Below are 26,694 nucleotides of genomic sequence, written 5' to 3'. Positions count from 1 at the left end.
ACGGACTCAAGGCAGCTCGAGCACCCGCACCTTGAGGGCGGCCGGGTGCGCGGGAGAGGCCGGGAAGTCCACCGGAGAGGGGCCCAGGTCGAGCACTCCCCGGCCCCGGCGTCCAGCCCGGGACACCCCCTCCGTCACCATGGCCTCGAAGCGGCGGGAAGCCAGCGTGGCGAGGTTGCAGCACGCCACCAGCCGGCCACCGGGGGCAACCACCCTGGCGGCGGCCTCGGCCAGGGAGGCGTAGTCCCGGGCGGCGGAGAAGCGGCTGGTGCGCGTCGTGGCGAAGGAGGGCGGATCCGTCACCACGACGTCGAACGTCTCCCCCTTGCGCTCCAGCCGGCCGAGCCAGTCGAAGACATCCCCCGCCACGTAGTCGTAGCGATCCACCGGCTGGCCATTGAGGCGGGCGTTCTCCTCCCCCCACTCCAGCACGCGGCGGCTGGCGTCGAGGTTGAGCACCCGCTTCGCCCCGCCCGAGGTGGCCGCCACGCCGAAGCCGCAGGTGTACGAGAAGAGGTTGAGCACGGTGAGGCCGCGCACCTCCCCGGCCAGCCACGCCCGCGTGTCGCGCATGTCCAGGTAGAGGCCCACCGACAGGCCCTGGCCCGGACGGATGAGGAAGCGCAGCCCGTTCTCCAGCGCCACCAGCGACTCCAACGACTCACCGCGCGCGGCCTGCTCGGGGGCGAGCTGCTCCTTCGCCACATTGGCCAGGTGGCGCGCCTCCTTCGGCCGCCGCTTGAGGTACACGCTGCGTGGCGCCCACGCGGACTCGATGGCGTCGAGCAGCGCCTGCTCCTCGGCCGGAGAGAAGTCACGGTAGAGGCTCACCACGTGGAGGTACTCGAAGACGTCCACCGTCACGTCGGGGACACCATCGGGCTCGCCGTTGACGAGCCGGAAGGCGGTGGTCCGTGGATCCTCCCGCAGCAGGGCGCGCCGCTCGCGGGCCTGACGGAGGACGTCCGCCAGGGCGGAGGCATGAGGGCTCATCCTCGGCGCGCCGGGCCCTGGGCGACCTCGGCCTCCGGGACACGGGCACGCGCCCAGACGTCGGTGAGGACGCGGGCGGCCTCGTTCGCCAGCTCCACCTCGTCCACGCCGAGCACCTGCCCCTCGCGCACGGTGACGCGGCCCCCGACGATGTTCCACGCCACCCGGGAGCGGCTGACCTGCCCGAGCAGATGCGGGGCCTGCCCGCTGTCCTTGTCCAGCGCGGGCACGCAGTCGAACACCACCAGGTCCGCGAGGCGCCCCTCCTCCACCGCGCCAGAGGGCACGCCGAAGAGACGAGAGCACAGCTCGGCCGGACCCTCCGAGAAGAGCTGCACCAGCACGCCGTCCGGATCCACCAGGCGCGAGCCCCGCGCGGCCCCCAATGCCGTGACGAGGGCGGCGGACAGCGCGTCCCAGAGGTTGCCGTGCCCGGCACTGCCCAGTCCGATCAGGTTCTGCCGCCCGTGCAGCGTCTCCAGGGCCCGGCTGCTGGGCTCGAGGAGCAGGGCCGCCCCGGGTCCGAGCGCCACACAGGTACCGGACGCCGCCAGGCGCGTGGACTCGGCATCGTCCACGGCGCGCGCGTACGCGGCCACGGAGAGCGGCCCGAGCAGCCCGAAGGACTCCAGCCGGGGCACCACGCGCTGGAAGTGCTGCGACCAGGTGGTGGCCAGGTCGTGGTCTCCCTCGGAGAGATGGAAGATGACGGGCGTGCCGGAAGCGTCCCGCAGACGGCCGAGCAGCTTCAACAAGGGGTTCGCGCTCGTCCACGAGGCATGGAAGCCGAACGCGCCGCGCACCAGCGGATGGGCGCCCCGGCGCCGGACGAAGTCGGCGTTGGCCTCCGCCTGGGACTCGGCCTGGTTGGTACCCCCGAGGCTGTGCGTGGAATGGCTCGCCACCAACCGCAGGCCGAGCTGCTCCGCCACGCGCGCCTGGGCCTCGAGTGCGCCGGCCACGTCACCCGGGCAGGACAGGTGCTCCACCACCAGGGTGACGCCCGAGCGCAGCGCCCGGGCCATGGCATGGCGGGAGAGGACCTCCACATCCGAGGCGGTGAGGTACGTGGACAGGCGGTGCTCGTGCTCCAGCCGGTACTGGGGCGGGTGCAGGAGGAGCTCGCCCACGGTGGGGACGAGCTGATCCCCAATGAGGTGGGCATGACAGTCCACCAGGCCGGGCATCACCAGCCGCCCGCGGCAGGAGACCTCCCAGTCTCCGGGGAGCACGGGCACCTCGTCGTTGGGAGCGACGCGGCGGATGAGCCCCTCCTCGATGACGATGGCCATACCGGCACGACCCCGGCCGTCCGCGCGGAAGATGGAGCAATTCTTGAGGACCAGGCGTCCTTCCATAAGGGGCGTGAGTATATGCGCGGACCGGGTGGATGGATCTCGGGGTGTGCCAGATCCTTATCAACCGGTAGAATGGCCGTTGCTGGCCTGACATGCTCTTCAACACCGCGCTGTTCGGCATCTTTTTCCTGGTCTTCTTCGTGGCGTTCCACTTCGGGGCCCGCTCGCGCGGGGCGAAGCTGTGGCTCGTCACGGGGGGGAGCCTCGTCTTCTACGGGGCCTGGGACGTGCGCTTCGTGCCGCTGCTGCTGGGCACCGCGCTGCTGGACTTCTGGTTGGCGCGGGAGCTCGGCCGCTCGGGGGACGAGCGGCGGCGGCGCCTGTTACTGATAGTGAGCCTGACCGCGAACCTGGGCGTATTGGCGCTCTTCAAATACGCGCGGTTCTTCGCGGACTCGGCGCACGGGCTGCTGACGCTGCTCGGGGTGGCGGTGCCGGAGCCCACGTTCTCGCTGGTGCTGCCGGCGGGCATCTCCTTCTACACGTTCCAGAGCATGAGCTACACCGTGGACGTCTACCGGGGGGAGCTGAAGGCCAGGGAGCGTCCGGAGGAATTCGTCGCGGCGGTGTCCTTCTTCCCCCACCTGGTGGCCGGGCCCATCATCCGGGCGTCGGTGCTGCTGCCCCAGTTCGAGCGGATGGAGCCACCCCGGTGGGAGCAGGTGCAGCGCGGCTACCTGCTCATCGCGGTGGGGCTCTTCAAGAAGACGGTGGCGGACCTGCTGGCGCCGGTGGCGGATGGGCTCTTCGGGAGCGTGGGGCCGGTGGGGGCGTTGGAGAGCTGGACGGGCGCCCTGGCCTTCACGGGGCAGATCTACGCGGACTTCTCGGGGTACACGGACATCGCCATCGGCGTGGCGCTGCTGCTCGGCTTCGAGCTGCCACCGAACTTCGACCTGCCCTACCTGGCCACCTCGCCGGTGGACTTCTGGAGGCGCTGGCACCTGTCGCTGTCCACGTGGCTCAGGGACTACCTCTACATTCCGCTGGGCGGGAACCGGAACGGGCGCTACCGCAACCTGCTGCTCACCATGCTGCTGGGCGGGCTGTGGCACGGGGCCAACTGGACGTTCGTCCTCTGGGGCGCGTACCACGGGCTGCTGCTGGTGGCCTCGCACCTGCTCGCGGCGCGCTTCCCCAAGCGCTCGGGAGCGGCCACGCCCGAGGGCTCGCGCTGGCTGAAGCGGGCGGGGACGTTCTACCTGGTGGTGCTCGGGTGGGTGCTGTTCCGGGCGGACACCCTGGCCTCGGCGCTGCGGGTGCTACGAGGCATGCACGCGCCAGGGGTGGCGTCGGACGTCACCCACGCCTCGGTGCTGACACTGGTGCTGGTGGGCGCGGCGCTCGTGGTGTGCCACGGGGTGTCCGCGCTCGCCGAGCGCACAGGACTGCGGCAACGCCCCGCCCTGCTCTGGCCCGCGGTGGCCACCTGCATGGCCGTGGCCATGGTCATCGGCACACCGGGGCAGAGCTTCATCTACTTCCAGTTCTGAGGACTCAGAACAGGCGCATCTGGGACGTGTCCTCCTCCTTGCCGGAGCCGCGCGCGGGCAGCGGGGTGAAGCCGTGCTTCGTCGCCCACTCCTGGCTCGGCCCGGCCCAGCGGAAGCGGTCCAGGTACACCTTGCCCTTCTCGTCGAACTCGACGCCCTCGGCCACCAGCAGCTCGCGCTGGTTGTAGCCCTGCGTGCTGATGCCTCCCGAGCGGTTGATGATGCGCTGCCAGGGCACCTTGGCGGCGCGCGGCCCCAGGTCTCCCATGGCGAGCCCCACGATGCGGGCATCGCACCCGCCGCCCACGATGATCGCGATGTCCCCGTAGGTGGACACCTGCCCAGGGGGCACCTGCTCGACGACCTGGTAGATGCGTTCGAAGAACCGCCGCTCCTGCGCGGTGATGGTCACGGTTGTGGACATGTCTCCTCCAGTCAGATGGAGCGTACTACCTCAGAGGACCTGTCCAGGGAAGTCGGTATTACGTCCGACGTCGCGTACCCGACCCGACACGTGGAGTAGACAACCCTTCTCGGAGCGCTCGACTGCCCGGCACCCCGGACGCGAGGTACCGGGCTGGAGCGCCGGGGTCAGTACCAGTTGGCCACGCGCACCTCGACGCCCACATCCGTGCCAACGAGCCGGGTGAACGCATCCAGGTCGCTGCCGCGCGAATGATAGGGATAGACGACCTTCGGCTTGAACTCGCGCACCGCGCTCGCCGCCTGCTCCACCGTCATGGTGTAGGGCAGGTTCATGGGAACGAAGGCGACGTCGATGTCGCGCAGCGCCCGCATCTCGGGAATGTCCTCCGTGTCACCGGCGATGTAGACGCGCTTGCCGCCGACGGTCAGGACGTAGCCGTTGCCACGGCCCTTCTCATGGTACTGAAGACGCTCGGGCGTGATGTTGTACATGGGGATCGCCTCGAGGCCGATGTCCGCCACGCTCGTCTTCTCTCCGTTGGCGAGCACCTGCGTGGCCTCGTGGAGGGCTGGCGGCAGGGCATCGCGCACGGCCTGGGGCGTGACGATCACCGTCTCCGGCTGGATGATGGCCGTCAGCGTGTCGGCGTTCAGGTGATCCCCATGAATGTCGGTCACCAGGATCACATCGGGAGTGGGAAGGCCTTGAAAAGGTTCCGTGCCACCGACCGGGTCGACGTAGATCGTCTTGCCCGCCCAGCTCATGAGGAAGGTGGCGTGATTGACCGGGTGAACGATCAAATCACCTCGGGACGTCTGGAAGACATCTCCCGAGAGGGGCGCTTCCTCGGGAGGAGGGGCCTCCTCCGGCGGCGACTTGCAGGCGGACATCGACAGCGAGATCGCTGCCACCGCGGAAATGAAGAACCGGGCCTTGCTCATGATTGTCCTCTCTCCGATGCAGGGGTTGAAGCGCTTCCAGTTCTACCCGGTTCTCGCGGAAAGACGCCTCGCAATAAAAAGACATATTGCGAGACCTCCTGCACCCAGGTGCTCAGCCGGGACGCGGCGCGGCGCCCTCCAGGAAGCAGCGCAGCAGCAGGGAGATCAACGCGTCGACCGGCTCGGGCTGCTTCTCGGTGAGCTGCCGGAAGAGCATCTCCCGCACCATGCCCAGCAACACCGTGGGGTAGTGGCGGGCATCCTCGGGCCGCAGGGCCCCCTCCTCGACCCCCTGCCGACCGAGGTCCTCGACGCGGCGGGAGATCTCACGCCAGAGCGCATGATGGTCGTTCAGGTCCTGCCCCCTGGCCACGCCGCGCTGCATCACGTCCTCCAGCATGAGGGAGAACAGCCGGAAGTGGAGCTGGGAATGCTCCAGGATGCACCGGAGCAACCCCTGCAACCGCGCGCGGTAGGGCTGTCCCCGGCTCCGCTCCAGCTCCGTGTCGAGCATGGCCAGCAGCTCCCGCCCGCGCACGTCTCGCAGCGCCGCCAGGAGCTGCTGCCGGTCCTCGAAGTAGTTGTAGAGCGTTCCGACGGAGACCCCGACGCGCGCGGCGATGTCGTCCATGCGCGCGGCGTGGAGCCCCTGCTCGGCCAGCACCTGCTCCGCCGCGTCGAGGATGGTGGCCCGAGCCTCCTCCTTCAGCCGGGCCCGGAGGGACTGCGGTTTGCTTCCTGATGTCGAGCGCGGACTCATGGGATGGAACCAGGATACTTTTCCCTGGCCCCGGGTGCGCAGGAATCCCCCTCTCCGCTCGCCTCCTGGCCCTCTAAGCTGGTGGATACCATGCTCATCGGTGCCACGACCCTGCCGACCCTGGAGACCCCCCGTCTGCGCCTGCGTTGGATGACGGAGGCGGATGTGCCCGCGCTCTTCGCGCTCTTCTCCGACCTCGAGGTGACCCGCTATTGGGGTTGGTCCGCGTACACCGAGGAGGCCCAGGCGGAGAAGCTGCTGCGGGACATCCACAAGAGCTTCGCCGAGCGCTCGCTCTTTCAATGGGGCTTCGTCCGGCGCGAGGACGACCGGGTGGTGGGCACCTGCACCCTGTCGGATTTGAGCGGGCAGCACGAGCGCGCGTCGCTGGGCTACGCGCTGAACCGCGCGTATTGGGGCCACGGCTACGGGCGCGAGGCGGTGGGCCGGGTGGTGGAGTTCGGCTTCACCACGCTCGCCCTGCACCGGTTGGAGGCGGACGTGGACCCACGCAACGCGGGCTCCATCAAGGTGCTCGAGGACCTGGGCTTCCAGCGCGAGGGCTTCCAGCGCGAGCGCTACTTCATCAATGGCGAGAGACAGGATGCCGTGATGTACGGGCTGCTTCGCTCGGAGTGGCGGCCACGCCCGCCCTCGCGATGAAGGAAGGCACGTCTACGGGTGGTCCGAGACGACGATCGAGAAGGGATACCGGTCGTCGGTCCTCAGGTCGGGATCGTAGTCACCCGTCGGGAGGGCGGTCACGATGAGGGTCCGCTTCTGGTCCGCGGCGAACTTCAGCTCCTTCGGGCCCGAGGAGAGCTCCAGAAACTCCCCGTCGGAGTCCGGCGTCAGCCCGGGCACGGCCTGGACGACGAAGCGGCGCCCCGGCTCGGCCGGTGCTTCCAGGGACACGTAGACGGTCCCGGGAGTGCCCGCGCCGGCCGACAGCTCGATGTAGCTCGTGCCGAGCATCATCGGCGCCTTCTCTCCGCCGATGTCGATCCCGCCCGGCACGGCCTCCCGCCGAGCCGCCAGCGCGAGTCTGGCCGCCTTCAGGTTGTCCAGCCCGTCCTTGAAGTGACGGAAGTGGCGGTCATCGACGTGCTCACCGGTGTACCAGCGCCAGCGCGAGAACTCCGGGACGGTGTCGACGTAGCTCGAGCCCTGGTCCTTCAGCATCGTATCGAGCGCGTCGGCGAAGTCCGGCTCGTTGAGCGTCTGCTCATTCTCCGCGCCGGGCGGGTTGCGGGAATCGAGCCACATGCGCGAGAGGAACCGTGCATCACCCCCGAAGAAACGATCGTTCAGGTAGAGCAGGTACATGGAAGAGCCATACATGTACCAGGTCTCGTAGTCGTCGTAGTAATCGAGCGCCCATTCGGGGTGGGCCTGGAAGTCATCGAAGTACGTCTTGATGTAGCGGTCCGCGTACACCTGATCCGCGAAGACGGCGGACATCTCGAAGGTGATGGGAGCCTCGTACCAGTCATCCGCGGCTTGAGAGGCATGCGCCATCTCGTGGACGACGGTCTCCTCGAGCTCGGGTCCGCCGTAGGGGCCCCAGGCATCAACGACCATGAAGCCGCGCCGATCATCCCACTCGGTGGAGGTGTCGCCCGAGAGCACGTCGACCAGACAGCTCCGGTGCCCCTTCCACACGAACACGTCGAACGCGTCATCGGGTCCGCACTCACCATTGTCCGAGAGCGCCGGGCGCATGCCGAGCCGGTTGACGTGATAGTCCCAGCCCTTCTCGACAAACGCGAGCACCTGCCGGGCCGTCTCCAGCTCGACCTCCTTGTAATAGTGGACGACCACCGGGAGCGTCTCGGAGCGGATTGAGTAGGGGAACATCTCGTTGAAGTCGGGCCGGCCGCAGATGGGCGTCCCTTCCGCCAACGGGTGCGTGTAGTTGAAGGGGTCTTCGACGACGTCTTCGGTTGGATTGCAGCCAACGGCGCTGAGACTCAGGCCAAGGCAGGTCAACCCGGAAAGGAGCCTGGACACACCAGAACGATGGGATGAGCGTGAGCGAGGCGCCCTTGCAGAGGCAAAGCCGAGCGGAATGGACATGTCCGTCTTCCTTTGAACGCAACGTTGCGGTGGACTTCGTTGGGACGTGCAGGGGGTACAGCAACGCGCATACCTGGAACGAGTCCGCCTCGCTGGGCGCTCGGGGGGTCGTGCTCCGCCCGGACCAGGGACATGTCAGCGGTGGCCAGAGGCGTGTCAAAAGCGGCTGGCGACGTGTCAGCGAGGGGGGGGGGGCTGATGCGTCCACACACCGCGCTTCGTCCGGGTGCGTCACATGGACAGGCGCCGCGAGGACCTTTCTGGGCCGAAGTCAATCACAAACGCAAGACCCGATCCCATTTTCATTTTCTCACACTTGATTTCTCAAACTCACGTTCCAAGAGACCAAGACAAATACGTGTTTATCTATTTGAGAGGCCCGGGCACACCGGCGCATGACAGACAAACAGCAGCGGAACCCCCTCTCCCCTCGGAGCCAGGTCCCCAACATAATGCTCCCCCCGCGCATTCCGCACCCGTCATCTCAAGATGAGGAGCGTCACTATCGCTTTGAGAACACCCAGAACGAAGCCGAGATCCGACAGGCCATGGTTTTCATGTGTTTAGCGTTTTTCGTTTCCTGGCTTGGTTTTTGCTCCCGGTGGCTGGATATGGACTACCTCATCATTGGCGCGGGCCCTGCTGGGCTGCAGCTGGGCTATCTGCTCGCGAAGGCGGGCCGGGACTTCCTGATCCTCGAGGCTGGCTCCTCGGCCGGAACCTTCTTCAAGACGTTCCCCCGCCATCGGACGCTCATCTCTACCAACAAGGTCTACAACGGCACGAGCGACGCCGAGCTCAACCTCCGGATGGACTGGAACTCCCTCCTGTCCGACGACCCGGAGCTCCTGTTCACCCGGTACACGGACCGCTACTTCCCTTCCGCCGACGTCATCGTGAAGTACCTCGGCGACTTCGCGCAAAAGAACCGTCTCCCCATCCAGTACGACGCACGCGTGACCCGCGTCACGCGCACCGCTGACGGCGGCTTCCGCGTCGAGGATCACCAGGGGCGCGTCTTCGAGGCGAAGCGCCTGATCGTCGCGACGGGCGTCTCCAAGCCCTACATCCCCAACATCCCCGGCATCGAGCACGCGGAGCAGTACTCGACCGTGTCCGTAGATCCCAAGGACTTCATCAACCAACGCGTCCTCATCCTCGGGAAGGGCAACTCCGCGTTCGAGACCGCTGACAACCTGATTCCCACAGCCGCCGTCATCCACGTCGCGGGCCCCTCCTCCATCCGCATGGCCTGGAGGACCCATTACGTGGGTCACCTCCGCGCGGTGAACAACAACTTCCTCGACACCTACCAGCTCAAGTCCCAGAACGCCCTGCTCGACGGGAACGTGGAGCGCATCGAGAAGCGGGACGGCTCCTTCGTCGTCACCGTGAGCTTCTCGCGGGCCAACGAGGTCAAGAAGGACCTGCGCTACGACCGGGTCATCGCCTGCACGGGCTTCCGCTTCGACGCGTCCATCTTCGACGACAGCTGCCGGCCCGAGCTCGTCATCAAGGACCGCTTCCCGGCCCAGACCTCCGAGTGGGAGTCGACGAACGTCCCCGGCCTCTACTTCGCCGGCACGCTCGGGCAGGTGCGTGACTTCAAGAAGTCCACGGGCGGCTTCATCCACGGCTTCCGTTACGGCGTGCGGGCCCTGCACCGCATCCTCGAGCGGAAGTACCACGGCGCCGAGTGGCCCCACGAGGCGCTCCCGGCGAAGCCCAAGGCCCTGATGGAGGCGGTCCTCGCCCGTGTCAATCGGAGCTCGGCCCTCTGGCAGCAGTTCTCGTTCCTGGGCGATCTCATCGTCGTCGGGCACGATGGCACGGCGAAGTATTGCGACGAAGTGCCGGTCGCCTACGTCCACGACAGCGCCTACGGCGATTCCGACAGCTATTTCACCATCACCCTCGAGTACGGCCCCGGGCACGATCGTGTCGACCCCTTCGATGTGGAGGTCGGCCGCATCGCACAGGACGACGCCATGCGCTCCGGTGAGGGCCGGTACCTGCACCCGGTCGTGCGCCACTACCGCAAGCGGGAGCTCGTGGCGACCCACCACGTGACCGAGAACCTCGAGAACGACTGGACGTCCGAGGTGGTCCATCGCGAGCCCCTGAAGGCCTTCTTCATGCGGGAGCTCGGCGGCACGTCCAACACGGGCGAGCGCACCCGCTCCGCGTCGACCGAGAGCCAGCTCCGGCCATGAAGGCACTCTCTCTTCGGGAGCTCGAGGCCGAGGCCCGGAGGCGTCTCGAACCTGGGGCCTACGATCTCTTCGCGGGGGGAGCGGACGACGAAGTGACACTGAGGGCGAACGAGAGCGCGTTCGCCCGGCTCGGCCTCGTCCCGCGCGTCCTGCGAGGACGGGGCAAGCCCCGGCTCGAGACCACCCTGCTCGGGTGCCGCGCCTCCATGCCCATCGTCATCGCGCCCACGGCCTTCCACCGGCTCGCCCATCCAGACGGCGAGCGGGCGACGGCGCGGGCCGCCGCGGCGGCGGGAGCCATCATGATCGTGAGCATGGCCTCGACCACGGCCATCGAGGAGATCGCCGAGGCGAGCGCCGGTGGACCCCTCTGGTTCCAGCTCTATCTCCAGCCGGACCTCGGGTTCACGCAGGCGCTCATCCGGCGCGTGGAAGCGGCGGGATGCAAGGCATTGGTCGTCACCGTCGACTCGCCCGTGTTCGGCCGTCGTGAGCGCGACCTGCGCAACGGCTTCACGGATCTCCCCTCCGGCCTGTGCTGCGAGAACATGCGCCCCGCCGGCCCTGGCGGGACACGGGGCCCGGCGCGCCCCATCGCCTTCTCCGAGGCGCTCTCCTGGGAGGACATCGACTGGTTGAGGAAGACCACGTCCCTGCCTCTCGTGCTCAAGGGCGTCGTGCACCCGGCGGACGCGAAGATGGCCCTGGAGCGGGGAGTGGACGCGCTGCTCGTCTCCAACCATGGGGGCCGCCAGCTCGACACGATCCCCGCCACCCTCGAGCTGCTCCCGCCCGTCGCGGAGGCGCTCGGTGGCCGCCTCCCGCTCCTGCTCGATGGCGGAATCCGGCGAGGGACGGACATCGTCAAGGCGCTCTCCCTGGGGGCCAACGCCGTCGCCATCGGCCGCCCCGTGCTCTGGGGGCTCGCGGCGGAGGGCGAGGCCGGGGTCGCCCATGTACTCGAAACCCTGCGCTCGGAGCTCGAGCGCGCCATGGCGCTCTGCGGATGTGGCTCGGCGAGCGACGTCGGCCCCGAGCTCCTGCACGTTTCACGTTGGGAGAAGCAATGCCAGACGTCCTGAACCTTCGCCCGGTCGCGAACACCCTGGCGTCGCGTCTGCCCGTCGCGCTCATCGGGCTTCGCAACCGCATCTTCACGCGCATCAACGGCGAGGAGGGAATCCCCATCCCCGGCGAGCGCGTCGGCGTGTCGCACTTCAAGGAGCTCTATTCGAACCCCGCCGCCGACGGGAGGAGCGAGGGCGCGGTCCTGTCGGACCTCTTCTGGTACTGGCTCTCCCCCGGCGCGGAGATACACCAGGAGCACCTCGAACCCGGTGAGCGTTACGAGGAGGTCGCCCAGGCGACGCGGCGCATCCTCTCCCTCCCGAAGAAGACGGCGGAGGAGCTCGCGGCGCGGTGCACGGTGCGAGTCCTCGAGGAACGCGCCATGCACCGGGCGACGCTCGTCCGCCTGCGTGACCTGATGATGCCCATCTGGGCCGAGTTCTATTACGAGCTCGTCTTCAACGAGCGGTGCCCCAGGGAAGCCCGCGATCTCATCGTGGACAACGCGGACGACGTGGTGACGGCGCTCAAGGGGCTGAGTCTGCGCCACATGGACAGACGCCTGCGCCTGACGCGTTATTTGAAGGCCAGACTCGAGGCGGGTGCCGTCGCGCACGAGCTCCCGTCCTGTCTGTCCCTGGAGCAGAAGGCCTTCTACCTGCAGGGGGTCTACTTCAACACGGCGGTGGTGCAGATGTCGGAGGCCATGGCCCACCTGGTCATGTTCCTCGCGCAGCACCAGGAGGTCCAGACACGGCTCGCGGACAACCTGGACGATGACCGCTACCTGGACCGGATCATCACGGAGTCCCTCCGGCTGTATCCCCTCTTCGGGATCGCCCACCGCATCACGTCCAGCGACATCCGCGTCGACGACAAGACCACGCTCCCCAAGGGCTCCGTCCTCTGTTTCAACTACCAGGCCTACCACCACGAGGGCTTCGAGGATCCGCTGCGCTTCGACCCGGACAGGTGGTTGAAACATTCGACAAAGGAATCCAACTACATGCCCTTCGGGGCCGCGGCGAACCGCCCGTGCCCCGCCCAGGCCATCGCCCTCGTCACGATGCGCGCCGTCGCGAGGGAGACGATCCGGCGATTCAGGGCCTTCTCGTCGGCCAGCCACACGCGACCGCTCCCGAACCGGGGGCCGTGCGTGCTGGAGCCTCGGAAGGAGAACCCGGATCCACGCGCCCGGGAGGAGCTCCTCGCGTCCATGAGCGCTCGCGAGCCCTGGGAAGAAGTCGGACGCAGCGTCCTGCAGCTCGTCCTGGGGACCTACATGGTCCTGGACGCGAAGCGCCTGCGGCTCTGCCAACGCTACTTCGAGGCCGAGCGCCAGGCCTCGACGACCGGGGCGAAGGCCTCGCGCTGCCCCTTCAGCCATTCATGAACGAATGACGGAGTACACAATGAAACGTCGAAGGCTCAGGAAGCCGGGCTTCGTGCCCGCGGAGGTCTCCCTGTGAACCCGGGCCCAATGCTCATGTCCCTCATCCAGGCCGCCTCGAATGGCGCCGAGTCGGCGGTCGGAGCCAAGGCGGAGGAGATCGTGCTCCACCTGCTGGCGCAGTTCATCGCGATCCTCGTGGCGACGCGCCTCGTCGTGTACGTGGCCAGGAAGCTCGGTCAGACGGACGTCGCGGGAGAGATCCTCGCGGGGCTCGTGCTGGGCCCGAGCCTCCTGGGCGCTCTCGCGCCGGAGGTGATGCACACCCTGTTCGATGGGTCCACCTCGCAGACCTTCATCGGGCTCTCGCAGATCGGCCTCATCCTCCTCATGTTCCAGATTGGCCTCGAGTTCGAGTTCAAGGCCAACCTGAGCACCTCGAAGAAGTCCATCACCGTGGTGAGCCTGGCGGGGATGCTCGCCCCATTCGTCATGGGGTACCTGAGCGCGCCCTGGTTCCACGCCCGGCTCCCCGAGCCCCGGCCCGCCCTGCTCGGATTCCAGCTCTTCTTCGGGATCGCCATGTCCATCACGGCGATCCCCATCCTGGGGCGGATCTTCATGGAGCTCCGGCTCGCCCACACGCGTATCGCGGCTCTGACGATCGGCGCGGCGGCCATCGACGACATCGCCGGGTGGTTGCTCCTCGGGGTGGTGACGCTCATCGTGCAGAACCAGTTCGCGCCGTCGAAGCTCGTCTGGCGGTTGGTGGCCCTCGCCGCCTACACCGCCTTCGTGTTCCTCGTGGCGAGGCCGCTCCTCAAGCGCTTCGTGGACAACAACCTCCGCCGCCACGGCGGGCTCCAGACGGGCACCGCGGCCCTGCTGCTGCTCGCGATCTTCGCGTCCGCCTTCGTCACGTCCTACATCGGCGTGTTCGCCATCATCGGAGGCTTCGTGATGGGCGTGTCGCTGCACGACAACCGGTCCTTCGTGGAGGAGTGGAAGACACGTATCTCCCCGCTGGTGAACACGTTCTTCCTCCCGCTCTTCTTCACGTACACCGGTCTGCGCACGAGCATCGGCACGCTCTCCAATGCGAGCGAGGCGATCGCGTGCCTCCTCGTGGTGGCGGTGGCGTTCATCTCGAAGTTCGGTGGAGCCTACGGGGGCGCGCGCCTCGTCGGCGAGGACCACCGCTCCGCGATGGTCATCGGTGTCTGCATGAACACGCGGGCCCTGATGGAGTTGGTCGTGCTCAATGTCGGTTACGACCTCGGCGTGCTCCCCAGGAGCATGTTCACGATGCTCGTGATCATGGCGATCCTCTCCACGTTCATGGCGACCCCGCTCATCCGCTGGTTGTTGCGCGGGGAGGAACGCGATCCCCAGAGCAGCGCGGAGCTGGAAGGTGGCTCGGAGGTGGGCCGCACGGCTCCCTCATGAGGACCGCTCCTGGTCAGTAGACGATGCAGTCGAACTTCTCGATGACGGCTCGGAGTTCCTCGGGGCTTGTCTCGAAGCGCTCGGCAGCGGAGGGAGCGTAATAGGTCAAGGCCCTGGTGGACGTCGGGTGGGTATGCAGGTTGTCCACGACGACATCGCCAAAGCTTCCCGGCCATTTGACGCTGCGTAGTTCGGGGGCTCGGCCAATGGGGTCCAGGAAGGTAAAGCAGGGCCACTTGGGGAAGCGCAGGGTGTTGATGTCGCAGCCGTGAAACCGACACCCTGCCAGCCGGGCCTCAGTGAAGTCGCAGTCCTCGATGGAGCCGAATTGAAACCAGGGGTCACTGCCGTACTCGGGCCAGTGGCCGAAGTCGCACCCCGAGAAGCGACCCTTGAACCGACATCCCTTGAGGGAGGCACTTATCCACTGCTGGTAGTTCTTCGACTCCTGCTTCACCTCGAAGGTGCAGTCAATGAACGTGGCCTGCTTGATGACCAGACGACTGGAGGGAACCTTCAGGACGACGGTGCATTTGCGCAGCGTCAAGCCCGTGCTGAGGAAGTAGAGGGAATTTTTGTCCGTCAGTTCCAGCCGCTCGTTGGCAATCTCCTGGTTCTTGAAGATGACGTTCTCCAGCCACCCCATGGCCGCCCCTTTCAGAAGGTGATCATCCGGAAGAACTCGCCCGCCATGCGGCGGCCATGGCGGGCCATGTTCGACTCTGTTCCGGCGAGAATCTCGTACTGGCGGCCCGTCTTGGGGTCAATCACGTCGACGCCCTGGGGCTTGAACTGAAGAGGTCCGTCGAATTGTTGTTTCAACCTGGCATGGACGAAGCGCCCCCGGCCTCACGCTCCAACAGTCGCGCCAACCAGTACTCGCCCTTCTTCAAGGCCTGCTCCATGGCGTCTTTTTCGTTCGGCGTGAGCCTGTGGGGTCCCCACTCGTTCGCGGCCTTGGAGACAGCCTCCTGGAGCATGTCGCCCACCTTGTCCTCGGCGGGAATGTCCGCAGCCGATTTGCCGCGCGGCAGGTGCCAGCGCTGGCCGTCGCTCAACTCCACCTGCCGGTTGCCGCCCCGGTGGCGGATGACGGTTTCGGCGGAGCGGCCCCCTGGAGCCTGACCCGGCCCACTGCCCGTCCCCTTCTTGAGCATCACCACGGCCATGGGGCCCTGCGGCGAGGTGGCCACTGTTTCCGCCGCCACCACCGCTTTGGCCAGGGCCCCCTCCGTCGCGAGCGCCGCCTCCGTCACCTCCAGGCGTCTCAGGACAGCGGCGCCGCCCTGCGCCTCGAACTGCTTCCCGGCGAGGTTGAAGCGCGGAAGCGACTTCACCCGTGGCAGCACCTGCCCCAGCGCGTGCCCGCTGAGAGAGGCCACGGCGAGAATCATGGCCCGGGCGGCGTCCTCGCCCAGCACCTTGCCGAATTCCTCTCCCGCCGTGCGCAGTTCCTCGAAGGTGGTGGCGTGGTGCGCCGTGTCGGCCATGCGGGTCCACCCGTCCATCAGCTCGTACACCGTGTTGAGACCCAGGTAGCCCACCAGGAGAAGGGTCATGCTGGCGGCAAGGGCCTTGGTCGTGGGCTCGGGCACCACCCACATCATGCAGTAGAGGGCCACCGTCCAGACGATCATGGACACAATCATCCGCACGTCCAGTAGTTCGGCCTTCAGCGCATCGCGCGTCTCCTCAAGGACCCTGCCGAAGGCCAGGGCCAGGGCAAACGCCCGCCGGTCATCGGCGCGCAAGTAGGGCTCATCGTCCAGCAGGCCGAGGCAGTCGCCGCCCCCCTGGTATTCACACCACTTCAGGTACTTCCGTTTGAGGGCTGCTTCGGCCTCGGGAATGAGCGCAACCGGGCCGTCCTGACGCAGGGGTACCCAGGTGGGGGCCGAGCGATGGTGGTGCTCCACCTCCCAGTAACCCGTCATGGCGACCCATGGGTCGCCCGGCTTCGTCGCCACGAGACTCGGCAGCTCGTGGGCGGCCTCACGTGGCGACTTCCGCTTCAGCCGCACGCCGCGAGCGAGCCGCTGGAAAGCTTGCTGAAACTCGGCCCTGGGGATGGGCACCAACCAGGTAGCGACGTTGCCGGGCTCCATGAAGTCCACCACATACACGGTGGCGGACTCGAGCCCGGGCCCCGCCTTGGCGGCCACACGCACCTTGGTGACCGCCGGGAGCGTGAGCGAGTTGCAGCGGTAGCCGACGAGGAGGCTGCCGTGTGGGGTGCCCGTGGCACACGCGAACTGGAAAAGAACGATGAGGGCCCAGGCACCAAAGCAGGGGCTCAGATGCGCGCCCTTAGGGCGAGCGCCAGGAAGACGGGTGGACACAGGGTACATCCGGAGGAGACGTGACCAAAGCCGTACATCCGGAATCAAACGGAAATGCGGGTACACCCGTCAAGCCACCGGGTTGGCCGAGGGTGGGAGGACACAGCAGAGGTCGCAGCGCTGGGCCTTCGACTCCGCATCCCGCTCCTTCTATGCGAACACCGGCCTCTCAGAGGCACACCCGCAGGCGCTGTTCGGCACCTTCCAACTGTGACGCCGGCTCCTCTTCGCCGTGGCGGCGCTGGCGCGCCTCGCGACGAGCGCCGCACACGCCTCGGGGTTCGCCGACCTCGCTCACTTCTCGGAGAGGGCACATCATGCGGGGCAGACACGGAAGAAGGCGGGACGAGTCGGAGCACTGGCAGGGCGGGCGGGAGGATCACAGGGGGCGGCATGGACATGGCGGACGCCACCGGATGTTCGAGGGCGGCGAGCTGCGCCTCGTCCTGCTCCACCTCATCGCCCAGGAGCCCCGCCACGGGTACGACCTGATCCGCGCGATCGAAGGGCTCAGCCGCGGCGAGTATGTACCCAGCCCAGGGGTGGTCTATCCGACGCTCACCCTGCTCCAGGACATGGGCCTGGTCGGCGAGCCGGATACCGACAACCAGCGCAAGCTCTTCTCCATCACACCGCAAGGCCAGGCGCTTCTCGACGAGAACGCGAAGGTCGTGGAGGCCTTGCTCCAGCGGCTCGGAGCCGCCGCGGAGATGCGCGAGCGGACCGACGCGGCCCCGGTCCGGCGCGCCATGCACAACCTGAAGAGCGTGCTGTTCGACACGCTGTCGGCCGACGCCGACAAGAAGATCGTCCTCGAAGTGGCGGCCCTGATCGACGAGGCCGCGCAGAAGATCGAGCGGCTCCGCGCATAGACAGCCAGGGTCCGTGGGGAAGTCACCGGCCGTATCGATGTCGGTGGGAGACCGGACGGTCTGGCCTGGGCGGTTCGACCTGAGCAGTAGGGTGATCCGAACCAGGCCTCGAGCTATCGCGGAGTGGTGCCGAGCACTCGGCATGCAACGCCGAAGTGGGCCGGCGCCGACTTCTTCAGCCCCTACACGCCCCGGGAGCGTTGACCGGTCGCCTCGTAGAGCCCTGGCGAGAGCCGACGGAAGCCAAGGCCCTCGGCGAGCCGCATGGCCCGGTCATTCGCGGGCGACGTTCGCGCCCAGATGCGCCGGAGCCGCAGGGTTTCGAAACCGAAGGTGAGGATGGCCCGGGACGCCTCCCGGGCGTATCCGTGGCCCCAGTACGCCGGGGCCAACTCACAGCCCCACTCCGCCTCCTCCCCTTCCGGCGTTTCCTTGCGCACCCCGCACGTGCCAATGACGGCTCCGCCCAGGGTGATGGCGAGCTGGTATTTCGTCCGAGGGACCTCCTGGGCCCAGCCATGGAGCATCTCCACGAAGAGACGAACGTCGTCGCTCGACGGGGCTGGCTGACCATGGTGCTCGAGATAGGCCGGAAGGGATTGGTAGGCGAACACGGCAGGCCAATCCCCTGGCAGGAAGTCACGCAGGACGAGACGTCCGGTCAGAAGCTCCATGGTTCCCGGAGCCTACCGCGGGTCCCAGCCAGCGTTCACGGTCACCCTATCGAGCGCGCGCACGGTGACATAGGGAACGAAGCCGGCGGCACGGGAGCGGGTGTAGGCATCGGCGATGTGCGCGGACTGCACCGCATAATCGACCGAGAGGACGAGCTTGCCCGCGGCACGCACGCGCGAGGCGTTGCGGCGGTTCTCCTCACACCAGTCCTCGCCGCACGCCACGTCGTCCGACCAGTACATGTCCTCCATGGCCAGCCCATCGATGGCCTGGAGGTAACCCGCGTAGTCGACGAGCTCCGGGGAGTTCTGCGGCATGACGCGGAAGGACGGGTTCTTGGATTTCGCGTACTGGCTGATGCGTGTGAGGAGCGCCACCATCTTGCGCGCCAGGTCGTCCCGGTTGGTGCCCGCGGCGTTGGCGGGAATCTCCTCATAGGTCACCACCATGTCGAGGTAGCAGCCATCGAAGCCAGCGGCGAGGGCCCGGTCGATGCGGCCCTGGACGATGGGCCACCAGCGCTCGTCCCAGTACTTCACGTACTGCTCGTCCGGCCAACCGTCCACCGCGCCAAGCTTCAGGTCTGCGGGGACCTGGCTCCACTCGGGGCGGTACTCCTCGATGGCGCCAATCTCGAAATAGGCGAGCACCTGCTTTCCGGTGGCCTTCACCGCCGCGAGCTCGTCGCTCTGGAAGTAGTCGCTCGCGCCATCACGAGACAGCTCGATGACGGCCAGGTCGAACCTGGAGCCGGCGATCTGATCCAGCCGGCCATTGGCATACTCGGTCAGCTGGTAGGTGAAGCTACTGACGCCCGTCCAGGGCACGGGGGCCGGGGTGGTTCCGCCATCGGTCGTTCCACCATCGGTCGTGGGGCTGCCCGCGTCCGTACCCGCCAGCTGAACACGCACGACCAGCAGATCGAGCAGGGAGGCATCCGCCGAGGACTCGGTCCTGTAGCGCAGCTTGAAGGGGCCACCACTCACGAAGCGCCCGACCGGAGCGGGGAGCTGGAGTGACGCGGACGTCCACGCCCAGGAACGGGCGAAGGTGTTGTCACCCACCACCACCCAGAGACCGGCCTCGTAATCCCAGGCCTCGAAGAGCCAGCGCATCTCCGAACGCAGAGGGCCGCGGTAGTTGATGCCTACCTCCGCATCCTGAACGGACGAAGCGCTCACGCCTTGTGGCAGACCATAGGAGCACGTCGCCGAGCTATTGGGAGCGAACTCCACGTACTCCGCCCAGCGGTCCTCCGTGCCGGAGAGGGTCTGGCTCGAGAGCGCCTGGACGCCCTGCCCCGACCCGATGGAGCCACGCAGCACCTGGAGCGTGGAGCACGTCAGCGTCTGCGCGTTGACGAGCGCGGTCGCGGCCGGCTCGCCGAGCCCCTCCTCCGCCTCGGGGAACTCATGACAGGCGGTGAGTACCGCGAACAGGGCCAGCGACCACCGGGCGAGGAGATGTCTCACGATTGACCTCATTCGAAAGGAAGCGCGGCGCACCGTATGAGGACTCTCCGCAAAGGTCCACGCACTCCAGGAAAGAACCGTTTTCTCAGAATCGGATACCCCACCTGTCTCGACATTCTGGATTCGCGATAAAAACATGGTTGAGGTGGAAACAATGCAGCGGCAGGGCAGACAATGTCCGTGCAGTACCTTTCTGGTGTCCCCATCCCATCCCCCCCTGGGAGCGCTCGATGTCTCGGATGAATGAACAAGGTTTGAAGTACCGGCTGCTCGTGGCCGCGTGGATCGCGGTTGGCCTTCCCGCCTCGGCCGTCCATGCGGCCCCCACCCAGGCCCGCACCTCCGATAGCTTCGTGGACATGACGGGCGTCGTGGTCAAACTGGGGGGCGGGGTTCCATACGATCAATACCCCGCGGTGCGAGACAAGCTCCTGGCGTCCGGCATCCGCAACATCCGCGAGGCCAGCACCAAGAGCGCCGTGGTCAGCCGGCTCCAGGAGTTGGCCAGCAAGGGCATCAAGATCACCTGGCTGCTCATGCCCGAGCAGGGAACGAAGCCCAACGCGAGCTACTGGGGAACGTCCGATCCCCAATACACCAACATGCCGGTCGTGGACTTCCTCAAGAACCGGCTGGGGGTGAACAACGTGCGCGCGGTGGAGATGAACAACGAGGTCGACCGCTTCTACGCGAACCTCCGGTGGTATGCCTCCGATACGACCGCCCTTTCCACCAATCCCGCCTCCTCCCGCTACTGGCCGGCCTATGTCCAGGCAGCGACGCGTGACACGTGGAAGGCGTTGAAGGCGGATCCGGCCACCGCCCACCTGCCTCTGATTGGCCCCTCGTTCAAGGACCAGGGCGCGTACCTGGCCGTGGGTGACCTGGGGGCCTATCTGGATTACGGCTGCACCCATTGGTACATGGCCGGACGCCATCCCTGGACGAAGGGCTGGGGCAACTGGCTGAATGGGTACAATTATGGAAGCTACGGGTACGTGCTCACCAACATGGCCCAGGTCACCGCTCCGGGCAAACCCATGGCCACGACGGAAGGGTTTGGCGATACCGCCACGCTCCTCAACGTCAAGGAGGACGGCTCCATCGACGCGCTCCATTATCCAGAAGTCATTCACGGCCGCTACCTGCCGCGCTGGTACTTCCGGCACTACCTGGGCGGAACCCATCTGGCCTTCGTGTATGACTTCGTGGACGACGCCGACAACCCCTATCGCGACGAAGACAACTTCGGCATGCTCCGGCATGACCTGACGGAGAAGCCAGGGTACAAGGCCATCAAGAACCTGTTGAACCTGTTGAAGGAACCGGGCGTGAATTTCACTCCCGGCTCGCTCGACTACTCCCTGACGGGAAACATCGCCGACGTGCAGTCCGTGCTCCTCCAGAAGAGCAACGGCGACTTCTACTTGAACGCCTGGGTGGAGAAGTCTTCCTGGGACGTGGCGAAGAACGCGATGATCGCCGTGCCGAGCCAGGCGGTCACGCTCTCCGTGCCGGCGTCCATCGGCTCCGCCACGCTCTACACGCTGGATGATCAGGGGAACATGACCTCCTCGTCCGTGGCGATCACGAACAACCAGCTCTCCCTCAACCTCACGGATCGGGTGTCGGTGATCAAGCTGACGCCCAGGCCGAGCGGCACCGGACTCACGGCGCAGTACTACTCGGGCAACAACTCCAATTACCTGGTGGGCACGCGGGTGGACCCCACCGTGGATTTCAACTGGAGGACCGGGGCCCCCATGACGGGTGTCCCGTCGGACAACTTCAGCGTCGTCTGGAGTGGTTACGTCCAGGCCGTGAGCTCCGGCACCTATACCTTCACGACCACCACCGATGATGGCGTGCGGCTCTTCGTCGGCGACCTGAAGACCCCTCTCATCGACAAGTGGCTCAACCAGAGCGCCACGGCCTGGAGCGCGACGGTGCAACTCAACGCCGGTCAGAAGTATCCCATCCGCGTCGAGTATTACGAGCACGGTGGCGACGCCAGTGCCCGCCTGGAATGGCTGCCACCCGGCCAGAGCGCCAAACAGGTGGTGCCGCAACTCCAGCTGTACCCTGCCCCGTAGGCACGGGCCTGGAGTACAAGGCTCCTGATTTATTCAACTGTTGCTTGAATTCCTCGCTTCTTGATGGCACAGGAATTCTTCACAACCCAGGGCGGTGGCCGGGCGGGAAAGCCTCCGGCCGCCGTCCTCCTGACCTGAGGCCGAGACGATGCGTCGGAATGTGATGAAGGCGTTGCTGTGGATGCTGCCGTTGCCCCTGCTGAGCGCCTGGGTGAATCCACCGACGACGCCGGCCAGCGGAAACATGGGCACCCGCTTCCCCTACACCCGGCCCGTGGCAGTGGGGGGCTCGGTGCAGTCGGATTGTAGCCTGACCCCAGGCTACGATGCCTACACGCTCCAGGTTCCCGCGGGCTCTCAGCTCAAGCTGGAGCTCACCCACCTGGGGAGCTCCATGTACCTGGACACGGGGCTGTTCCTCTATGGCCCGAGGGATGCCACTGGCAGCCATGGCTCCGCCGTGGAGGCCCAGGACGACGACTCGGGCTACGGCGAGCTGAGCAAGGTCAACGTGGTGTCGCTGACGAAGGGGGGCGAGTACCTGGTCGTGGTGGGCTGGGGGAACGCGGCGGGCAAGCAGTACCGGCTGCAGGTGGACTGCGTGGGCGGCGCGTGCTTGTCGCAGGCCTATCCGACCCCCTCCGGGTATGCACTCTCATTGGAGGAGCAGCGCATCACCCCCCAGCTCCAGGCCAGGCTGGATGCGGCCAACTCCGCGTACGAGAACATCTACTCCTACTTGCGCCGGCTGGACTTCGCCTGGCCCTACGCAACCGAGCCCTCCCTGGATCGGGCCGCTGAAGCAGTCCTGGCCCAGGGGCTCTACGAGGGCTACCGCTCGGATACCGCACCGGTGGTGCTCACCTACGAGCAGTTCAAGTCGAGCATGTACTCGGTCTATCAGCCGCTCCACGCGGACATCCTGGCCACCTATGGCCAGAGCGGGGAGAACGTGCAGGTGAAGCGTTACTTCCGCGAATTCTCGACGGGACCCAACGGGGACAACTGGCGCACCCTGCACATCATCCTCTTCCCGCGCTCGGGCAAGGTCATCGTCTACGAGCAGACCGCTCACGAGATTTGAAGAGCGGTGATGCCCGCCCCTACCGTGACGGAGCGGTAGTGCCCCGGTCGGCCACCGCGACGAGCGCCTCGTGGAGCACGGTGAACAGCACCGCGCAGGCGGCGATCATGGGGGCAACGGCCCCCAGGCCGAACCGCTCACTGAGCAGACCGGCGGCACTGGGCAGGGTCGCGACGCCCAGGGTCGCCGCGCTCACCTGGAAGCCGACCGCGTGCGCCGCGGCTTCCACGCCTATCCGCCGGGGTGTCTCGGACATGAGGCCCGGGAAGATGGGCGCAAGCGAGAAACCGATCACCGCCAGCCCGATGGCCGCTGGCACCGCCGGAATGGCGAAGAGGATCGCGCCCAGGACGGCCGTCCCGGAGCACAGCCGCAGCAACCGGACGGAGCCCACCCGCTCGACGATGAAGCCGAGCAGCACGCGCCCGGCCAGGAGACTCCCCCAGTACAGACTCACCCACGTCCCGGCCACCGTGGTGTCGATCCCCCGGCCCTCGGTGAGGACGGTGTAGCTCCACTGGCCGGCCGTGACCTCGACGCCGCTGTAGAAGAAGAAGAGGAAGATCTGCATCCAGACCCGTGGGCGGCGGAGCGTGGCCCCCGTGGAGAGCGCGGGCGTCACCCCGTCTCCGGCGCCCGGACCCGAGGCCTCCCGGGTCTCGCCCGTTCCCGGACGCGCCCGCTCGCCGTTCCACTGCCCGCGCATCACGGCGAAGCTCACCGCGAGGAGGCCCAGCACCACGCCGATCGTGACGTAGCCAGCCCGCCACCCTCCTCCGCGCGCGAGGATCGCGGTCAGGAGCACCGGCCCGAGCGCGGCCCCGGTGCTATAGGCGGCATGCAGCCACGTCATGTGGCGCGCGCCGAAGTGACGGGCCGCGTAGGTGTTGAGTCCGGCGTCGATCCCTCCCGAACCCACGCCGATGAAGCAGGCCGAGAGCAGGAACCAGGGGAAGGCTGGCGCCAGCGAGAAGCCGGCGATGCCCAGGGTGACGAACCCGGTGCTCACGGTGAGGAGGGTGCCAATGCCCAGGGAGCGGATGAGCTGCCCCGCGCGCAGGCCCGAGAGGAAGTACGCGGCGGCGGACGTGGCCAGCACGGCGCCCAGCGCCGCCTGTGGCAGGGCGAAGGCGCCGCGGATGGAGGGCCAGGCGATACCGAGCACGGCGTCCGGCAATCCCAGGCTCACGAACGCCAGGTACGCGAGCGCGAGGAGCGCCGGACGCGGACGGGGCGCCGCCAGGACTTGCGCGGGGGCAAGCGGATCACTCATGGCGGCGCAATCTAGGAGAAACGGGGCTCGCTCCCGCTGGAAAACTAGGCGAGCGAGGCGAGTGCCTCCTTCTTGAAGTCGTACAGTTCATGGTTGCGGCCCTCGCGCACCTTCCGGGCCCACTGCGCATCCGCGAGGAGCGCACGGCCCACCGCCACGAGGTCGAACTCCTCCCGCTCCAGACGGTGCAACAGGTTGTCGAGCGACGCGGGCTTGGAGCTCTCACCGCCGAAGGACGCGATGAACTCGCCCGTCAGTCCCACCGAGCCCACCGTGATGGTGGGCTTGCCGGTGAGCTTCTTGGCCCAGCCCGCGAAGTTGAGCTCGGAGCCCTCGAACTCGGGCTCCCAGAAGCGGCGCTGCGAGCAGTGCAGGATGTCCGTCCCGGCCTCGACGAGCGGCGTGAGCCAGGCCTCCATCTCCTTGGGCGTCGACGCGAGCCGCACCTTGAAGTCCTGCTGCTTCCACTGGGACAGGCGCAGGATGACGGCCATCTCGGGGCCCACGGCGGCGCGGACCGACTTCACCACCTCGGCGGCGAAGCGGGAGCGCTCGGCGAGGGTGGCGCCTCCGAAGGCGTCGGTCCGCTGGTTCGTTCCCTCCCAGAAGAACTGGTCGATGAGATAACCGTGGGCACCGTGAAGCTCGACCGCGTCGAAGCCGAGCCGTCGAGCATCCGCCGCCGCCCGGCCAAAGGCCGCGATGGTGTCCGCGATGGCCTCCTCCGTCATGGGCTCGGTGAACTTCTTGCCGGGCGAGGAGAAGCCGGAGGGACTGTCCACAGGAGGCGGCGCGACCCAGGTGGTCAGGGGGTTGCGCGCCGAGCCCACGTGCCAGAGCTGCGGCGCCATCACCCCGCCCGCGGCGTGCACCTCGTCGATGACGCGCTTCCAACCGGCCAGCGCCTGCTCGCCATGGAAGTCGGGCACATTGGGATCATTCTTGGCCGATGGGCGCGCGACCACCGTGCCTTCCGAGAGGATGAGACCCACGTCGGCCTCGGCCCGGCGGCGGTAGTAGGCGGCGACCTCGGGCGTCGGCACTCCCCCGGGGGAGAAGGAGCGCGTCATGGGCGCCATGACGATGCGGTTCTTCAGTTTCAGTGACTTGTGGGTGAAGGGACGGAACAGGGCGTCTGCGGCCAAGGGGGGGGATCTCCCGACTCAACTGGGTTCGAGGCCGTCTAATTAACCAGCTCGCCGTCGCTCGCCAGCCAGAAACCACCGGGCCGCCTAGGCTTCTCCCGTTTCGTGGCCGAACATCTCGCCCGGGTTCGGCGTCGCCGGGCCCGCTGGAGACCGCCTCTTGAGCGAGCGCTGCCAATGGCCCGAGAAGTAGTAGCCCATGCTGACGACGAGTGACACGGCGAAGCTCAGGGCAATCGCATACCAGACCCCTGTCACACTGCCCATCCGCTTGGAGAGCCAATAGGCCACCGGGACACGCACCACCCAGAGGCTGATCAGCGAGAACACGGTCGTCATCAGCGTGTTGCCCGCGCCATTGATGATTCCGTTGCTGACGAAGATGAGGGCGAAGAGGACGTAGCAGGCCCCGACGATGTGCAGGTACGAGATCCCAGGGCCGATGACCGCGGGATCCGAGACGAAGATCCGCAGGAGCGCCTCGGGGAACGCCACCGCCACGCCCGAGATGATCAGCGTGATGCCTCCGCTGAACAAGCAGCCCCACTTGAAGATCTCGCGGACACGGTCGTGGTGACCCGCCCCGAGGTTCTGTCCGGCCAGCGTCGAGATGGACATGCCGAAGGTCATGGCCGGCAGGAAGGCGATCTGATCGATGCGGGAGGCCGCGCCGAAGGCGGCCGTCGCGACCTCGCCAAAACCATTGACGATGCCGGTCACCATGACCATTCCGATCGACACGAGCGACTGCTGGAAGGCCGAGGGAACCCCGATCCGCAAGGTCGTCCAGGTGATCGGCCCCAGATGATTGAAGCGTGGCCAGGCCGGCGCGACAGGGACCTTCTTCGCGCGAAGGTAGGTGATCAGGATGACGAGCGCCACGGCCTGGGAGATCAGCGTGGCCCAGGCCGTGCCGTTCAAGCCGAGCTTCGGGAGCCCCATCCAACCGAAGATCAGGATCGGATCCAGGATCGTGGTGAAGAGGACCGAGCCGAACTGGAAGTAGAGCGGCGTCTTCGAGTCGCCCACGCCCTGGAGCATGCTGCGAAGCAGGAAGATGCCGAAGCTGAAGGGCAACGAGAGCAGGAAGATCCGCAGATAGCCGATGGACTCGGCGAGCACCTCCGGAGGCGTGTCCATGGCGCGGAGGATGGCCGGCGCGAAGATCTCCCCCAGGATGGTGAGGACGATGCCCAGGGAGTAGGTCAGCACGGTCGAGCTGTCGACGACCTTCCTCAGCTCGTCCATCCGCCGGGCGCCGAAGTTCTGCGACACGAGGATGTTCGTCGCCAGGGTGAGCCCCATGCCGATCGCGAACAGGACGAACACGACGGGGAAGCTCACCGTCACGGCCGCGAGCGCCTCGATGCCCAGGAACTGTCCCACCCAGATGGCGTTGACGAAGCTGTAGGCCGTCTGGAGGAAGCTCCCGATGAGCATCGGGATGGAGAAGGCGACCATGTGCTTGGGGATGCTGCCGGTCGTGAGGTCGCGTCCAAAGGAGGGTTTCATGGGCGTGGTGCTTCTACCCGCAGCGCCCCCTGCCCTCCAGCGGGAACTCCAGCGTGGAGAGGAG

Annotated in this window: 21 protein-coding genes and 1 pseudogene; 9 read left to right on the top strand and 13 right to left on the bottom strand. The window is 67.1% G+C overall.

Annotated elements, in window-relative coordinates:
• Positions 1-6: 6 nt before the first annotated feature.
• A complete protein-coding gene (locus tag JQX13_RS32755; protein WP_203403402.1) occupies positions 7-993 on the bottom strand; it encodes a class I SAM-dependent rRNA methyltransferase in 987 nt (328 codons plus the stop codon).
• Positions 990-2,351, bottom strand: coding sequence for an amidohydrolase family protein (locus JQX13_RS32750; protein ID WP_203403401.1), 1,362 nt, complete (start codon positions 2,349-2,351; stop codon positions 990-992). Before JQX13_RS32750 ends, JQX13_RS32755 begins: the two co-directional genes overlap by 4 nt.
• A gap of 92 nt (positions 2,352-2,443) precedes the next feature.
• On the opposite strand from JQX13_RS32750, the gene JQX13_RS32745 reads away from it, so the two are divergent.
• Positions 2,444-3,844, top strand: coding sequence for an MBOAT family O-acyltransferase (locus JQX13_RS32745; RefSeq protein WP_203403400.1), 1,401 nt, complete (start codon positions 2,444-2,446; stop codon positions 3,842-3,844).
• Positions 3,845-3,848: 4 nt separating this feature from the next.
• Here JQX13_RS32745 and JQX13_RS32740 read toward each other — a convergent pair whose 3' ends face one another.
• The 3 genes from JQX13_RS32740 to JQX13_RS32730 form a co-directional block, all read right to left on the bottom strand.
• Entirely contained in the window at positions 3,849-4,268 is a 420-nt protein-coding gene (locus JQX13_RS32740) for an MGMT family protein (RefSeq protein WP_203403399.1), read from the bottom strand.
• A 167-nt stretch (positions 4,269-4,435) separates the two neighbouring features.
• Positions 4,436-5,212, bottom strand: a complete 777-nt coding sequence (locus JQX13_RS32735) for an MBL fold metallo-hydrolase (protein ID WP_203403398.1) — start codon at positions 5,210-5,212, stop codon at positions 4,436-4,438.
• 112 nt (positions 5,213-5,324) lie between these two features.
• Positions 5,325-5,972, bottom strand: a complete 648-nt coding sequence (locus JQX13_RS32730) for a TetR/AcrR family transcriptional regulator (RefSeq protein WP_203403397.1) — start codon at positions 5,970-5,972, stop codon at positions 5,325-5,327.
• A 90-nt stretch (positions 5,973-6,062) separates the two neighbouring features.
• Here JQX13_RS32730 and JQX13_RS32725 point away from each other — a divergent pair, with 90 nt between their 5' ends.
• Positions 6,063-6,635 carry a GNAT family N-acetyltransferase gene (locus tag JQX13_RS32725; protein ID WP_203403396.1) on the top strand — a complete coding sequence of 191 codons (573 nt, stop codon included), beginning with the start codon at positions 6,063-6,065 and terminating at the stop codon, positions 6,633-6,635.
• Positions 6,636-6,647: 12 nt separating this feature from the next.
• Here the strand turns inward: JQX13_RS32725 and JQX13_RS32720 are convergent, their stop codons facing one another.
• Entirely contained in the window at positions 6,648-7,961 is a 1,314-nt protein-coding gene (locus JQX13_RS32720; protein ID WP_239013997.1) for a hypothetical protein, read from the bottom strand.
• A gap of 698 nt (positions 7,962-8,659) precedes the next feature.
• On the opposite strand from JQX13_RS32720, the gene JQX13_RS32715 reads away from it, so the two are divergent.
• From JQX13_RS32715 to JQX13_RS32700, 4 genes are all read left to right on the top strand, one after another.
• Positions 8,660-10,261 carry an NAD(P)-binding domain-containing protein gene (locus tag JQX13_RS32715; RefSeq protein WP_203403395.1) on the top strand — a complete coding sequence of 534 codons (1,602 nt, stop codon included), beginning with the start codon at positions 8,660-8,662 and terminating at the stop codon, positions 10,259-10,261.
• Complete coding sequence (locus tag JQX13_RS32710; protein ID WP_203403394.1) at positions 10,258-11,343, top strand: alpha-hydroxy acid oxidase; 1,086 nt, start codon at positions 10,258-10,260, stop codon at positions 11,341-11,343. Before JQX13_RS32715 ends, JQX13_RS32710 begins: the two co-directional genes overlap by 4 nt.
• Entirely contained in the window at positions 11,328-12,722 is a 1,395-nt protein-coding gene (locus JQX13_RS32705) for a cytochrome P450 (RefSeq protein WP_203403393.1), read from the top strand. Before JQX13_RS32710 ends, JQX13_RS32705 begins: the two co-directional genes overlap by 16 nt.
• A 72-nt stretch (positions 12,723-12,794) precedes the next feature.
• Positions 12,795-14,165, top strand: a complete 1,371-nt coding sequence (locus JQX13_RS32700; RefSeq protein ID WP_203403392.1) for a cation:proton antiporter — start codon at positions 12,795-12,797, stop codon at positions 14,163-14,165.
• A gap of 13 nt (positions 14,166-14,178) precedes the next feature.
• Here JQX13_RS32700 and JQX13_RS32695 read toward each other — a convergent pair whose 3' ends face one another.
• Together JQX13_RS32695 and sitA5 are read right to left on the bottom strand one after the other, a co-directional pair.
• Positions 14,179-14,811, bottom strand: a complete 633-nt coding sequence (locus JQX13_RS32695) for a pentapeptide repeat-containing protein (protein WP_203403391.1) — start codon at positions 14,809-14,811, stop codon at positions 14,179-14,181.
• Positions 14,812-14,822: 11 nt separating this feature from the next.
• A pseudogene (gene sitA5, locus JQX13_RS55610) lies at positions 14,823-16,504 on the bottom strand (SitA5 family polymorphic toxin).
• Between the two features lie 416 nt (positions 16,505-16,920).
• On the opposite strand from sitA5, the gene JQX13_RS32685 reads away from it, so the two are divergent.
• Positions 16,921-17,376 (top strand): PadR family transcriptional regulator, encoded by a 456-nt coding sequence (locus JQX13_RS32685; protein ID WP_203403390.1) that lies wholly within the window; start codon positions 16,921-16,923, stop codon positions 17,374-17,376.
• Between the two features lie 182 nt (positions 17,377-17,558).
• Here JQX13_RS32685 and JQX13_RS32680 read toward each other — a convergent pair whose 3' ends face one another.
• Both JQX13_RS32680 and JQX13_RS32675 read right to left on the bottom strand, forming a co-directional pair.
• On the bottom strand, positions 17,559-18,050 hold the full coding sequence (locus JQX13_RS32680) for a GNAT family N-acetyltransferase (RefSeq protein ID WP_203403389.1): 492 nt from the start codon (positions 18,048-18,050) through the stop codon (positions 17,559-17,561).
• Positions 18,051-18,062: 12 nt separating this feature from the next.
• On the bottom strand, positions 18,063-19,523 hold the full coding sequence (locus JQX13_RS32675; RefSeq protein WP_239013996.1) for an endo alpha-1,4 polygalactosaminidase: 1,461 nt from the start codon (positions 19,521-19,523) through the stop codon (positions 18,063-18,065).
• Between the two features lie 239 nt (positions 19,524-19,762).
• On the opposite strand from JQX13_RS32675, the gene JQX13_RS32670 reads away from it, so the two are divergent.
• Together JQX13_RS32670 and JQX13_RS32665 are read left to right on the top strand one after the other, a co-directional pair.
• Complete coding sequence (locus JQX13_RS32670) at positions 19,763-21,616, top strand: PA14 domain-containing protein (RefSeq protein WP_203403387.1); 1,854 nt, start codon at positions 19,763-19,765, stop codon at positions 21,614-21,616.
• Positions 21,617-21,764: 148 nt separating this feature from the next.
• Positions 21,765-22,700 (top strand): PPC domain-containing protein, encoded by a 936-nt coding sequence (locus JQX13_RS32665; RefSeq protein WP_203403386.1) that lies wholly within the window; start codon positions 21,765-21,767, stop codon positions 22,698-22,700.
• A 19-nt stretch (positions 22,701-22,719) separates the two neighbouring features.
• Here JQX13_RS32665 and JQX13_RS32660 read toward each other — a convergent pair whose 3' ends face one another.
• The 3 genes from JQX13_RS32660 to JQX13_RS32650 form a co-directional block, all read right to left on the bottom strand.
• Positions 22,720-23,973, bottom strand: a complete 1,254-nt coding sequence (locus JQX13_RS32660) for an MFS transporter (RefSeq protein ID WP_203403385.1) — start codon at positions 23,971-23,973, stop codon at positions 22,720-22,722.
• Between the two features lie 44 nt (positions 23,974-24,017).
• Positions 24,018-25,118, bottom strand: a complete 1,101-nt coding sequence (locus JQX13_RS32655) for an NADH:flavin oxidoreductase (RefSeq protein ID WP_203403384.1) — start codon at positions 25,116-25,118, stop codon at positions 24,018-24,020.
• Positions 25,119-25,205: 87 nt separating this feature from the next.
• On the bottom strand, positions 25,206-26,630 hold the full coding sequence (locus JQX13_RS32650; protein WP_203403383.1) for an MATE family efflux transporter: 1,425 nt from the start codon (positions 26,628-26,630) through the stop codon (positions 25,206-25,208).
• Positions 26,631-26,694 lie beyond the last annotated feature (64 nt).

It is taken from the genome of Archangium violaceum (assembly GCF_016859125.1).
Lineage (GTDB): Bacteria > Myxococcota > Myxococcia > Myxococcales > Myxococcaceae > Archangium > Archangium violaceum_A.
The sequence above is the reverse complement of the archived record's forward strand: the minus strand, read 5'-3'. Positions and strand labels throughout refer to the sequence as shown.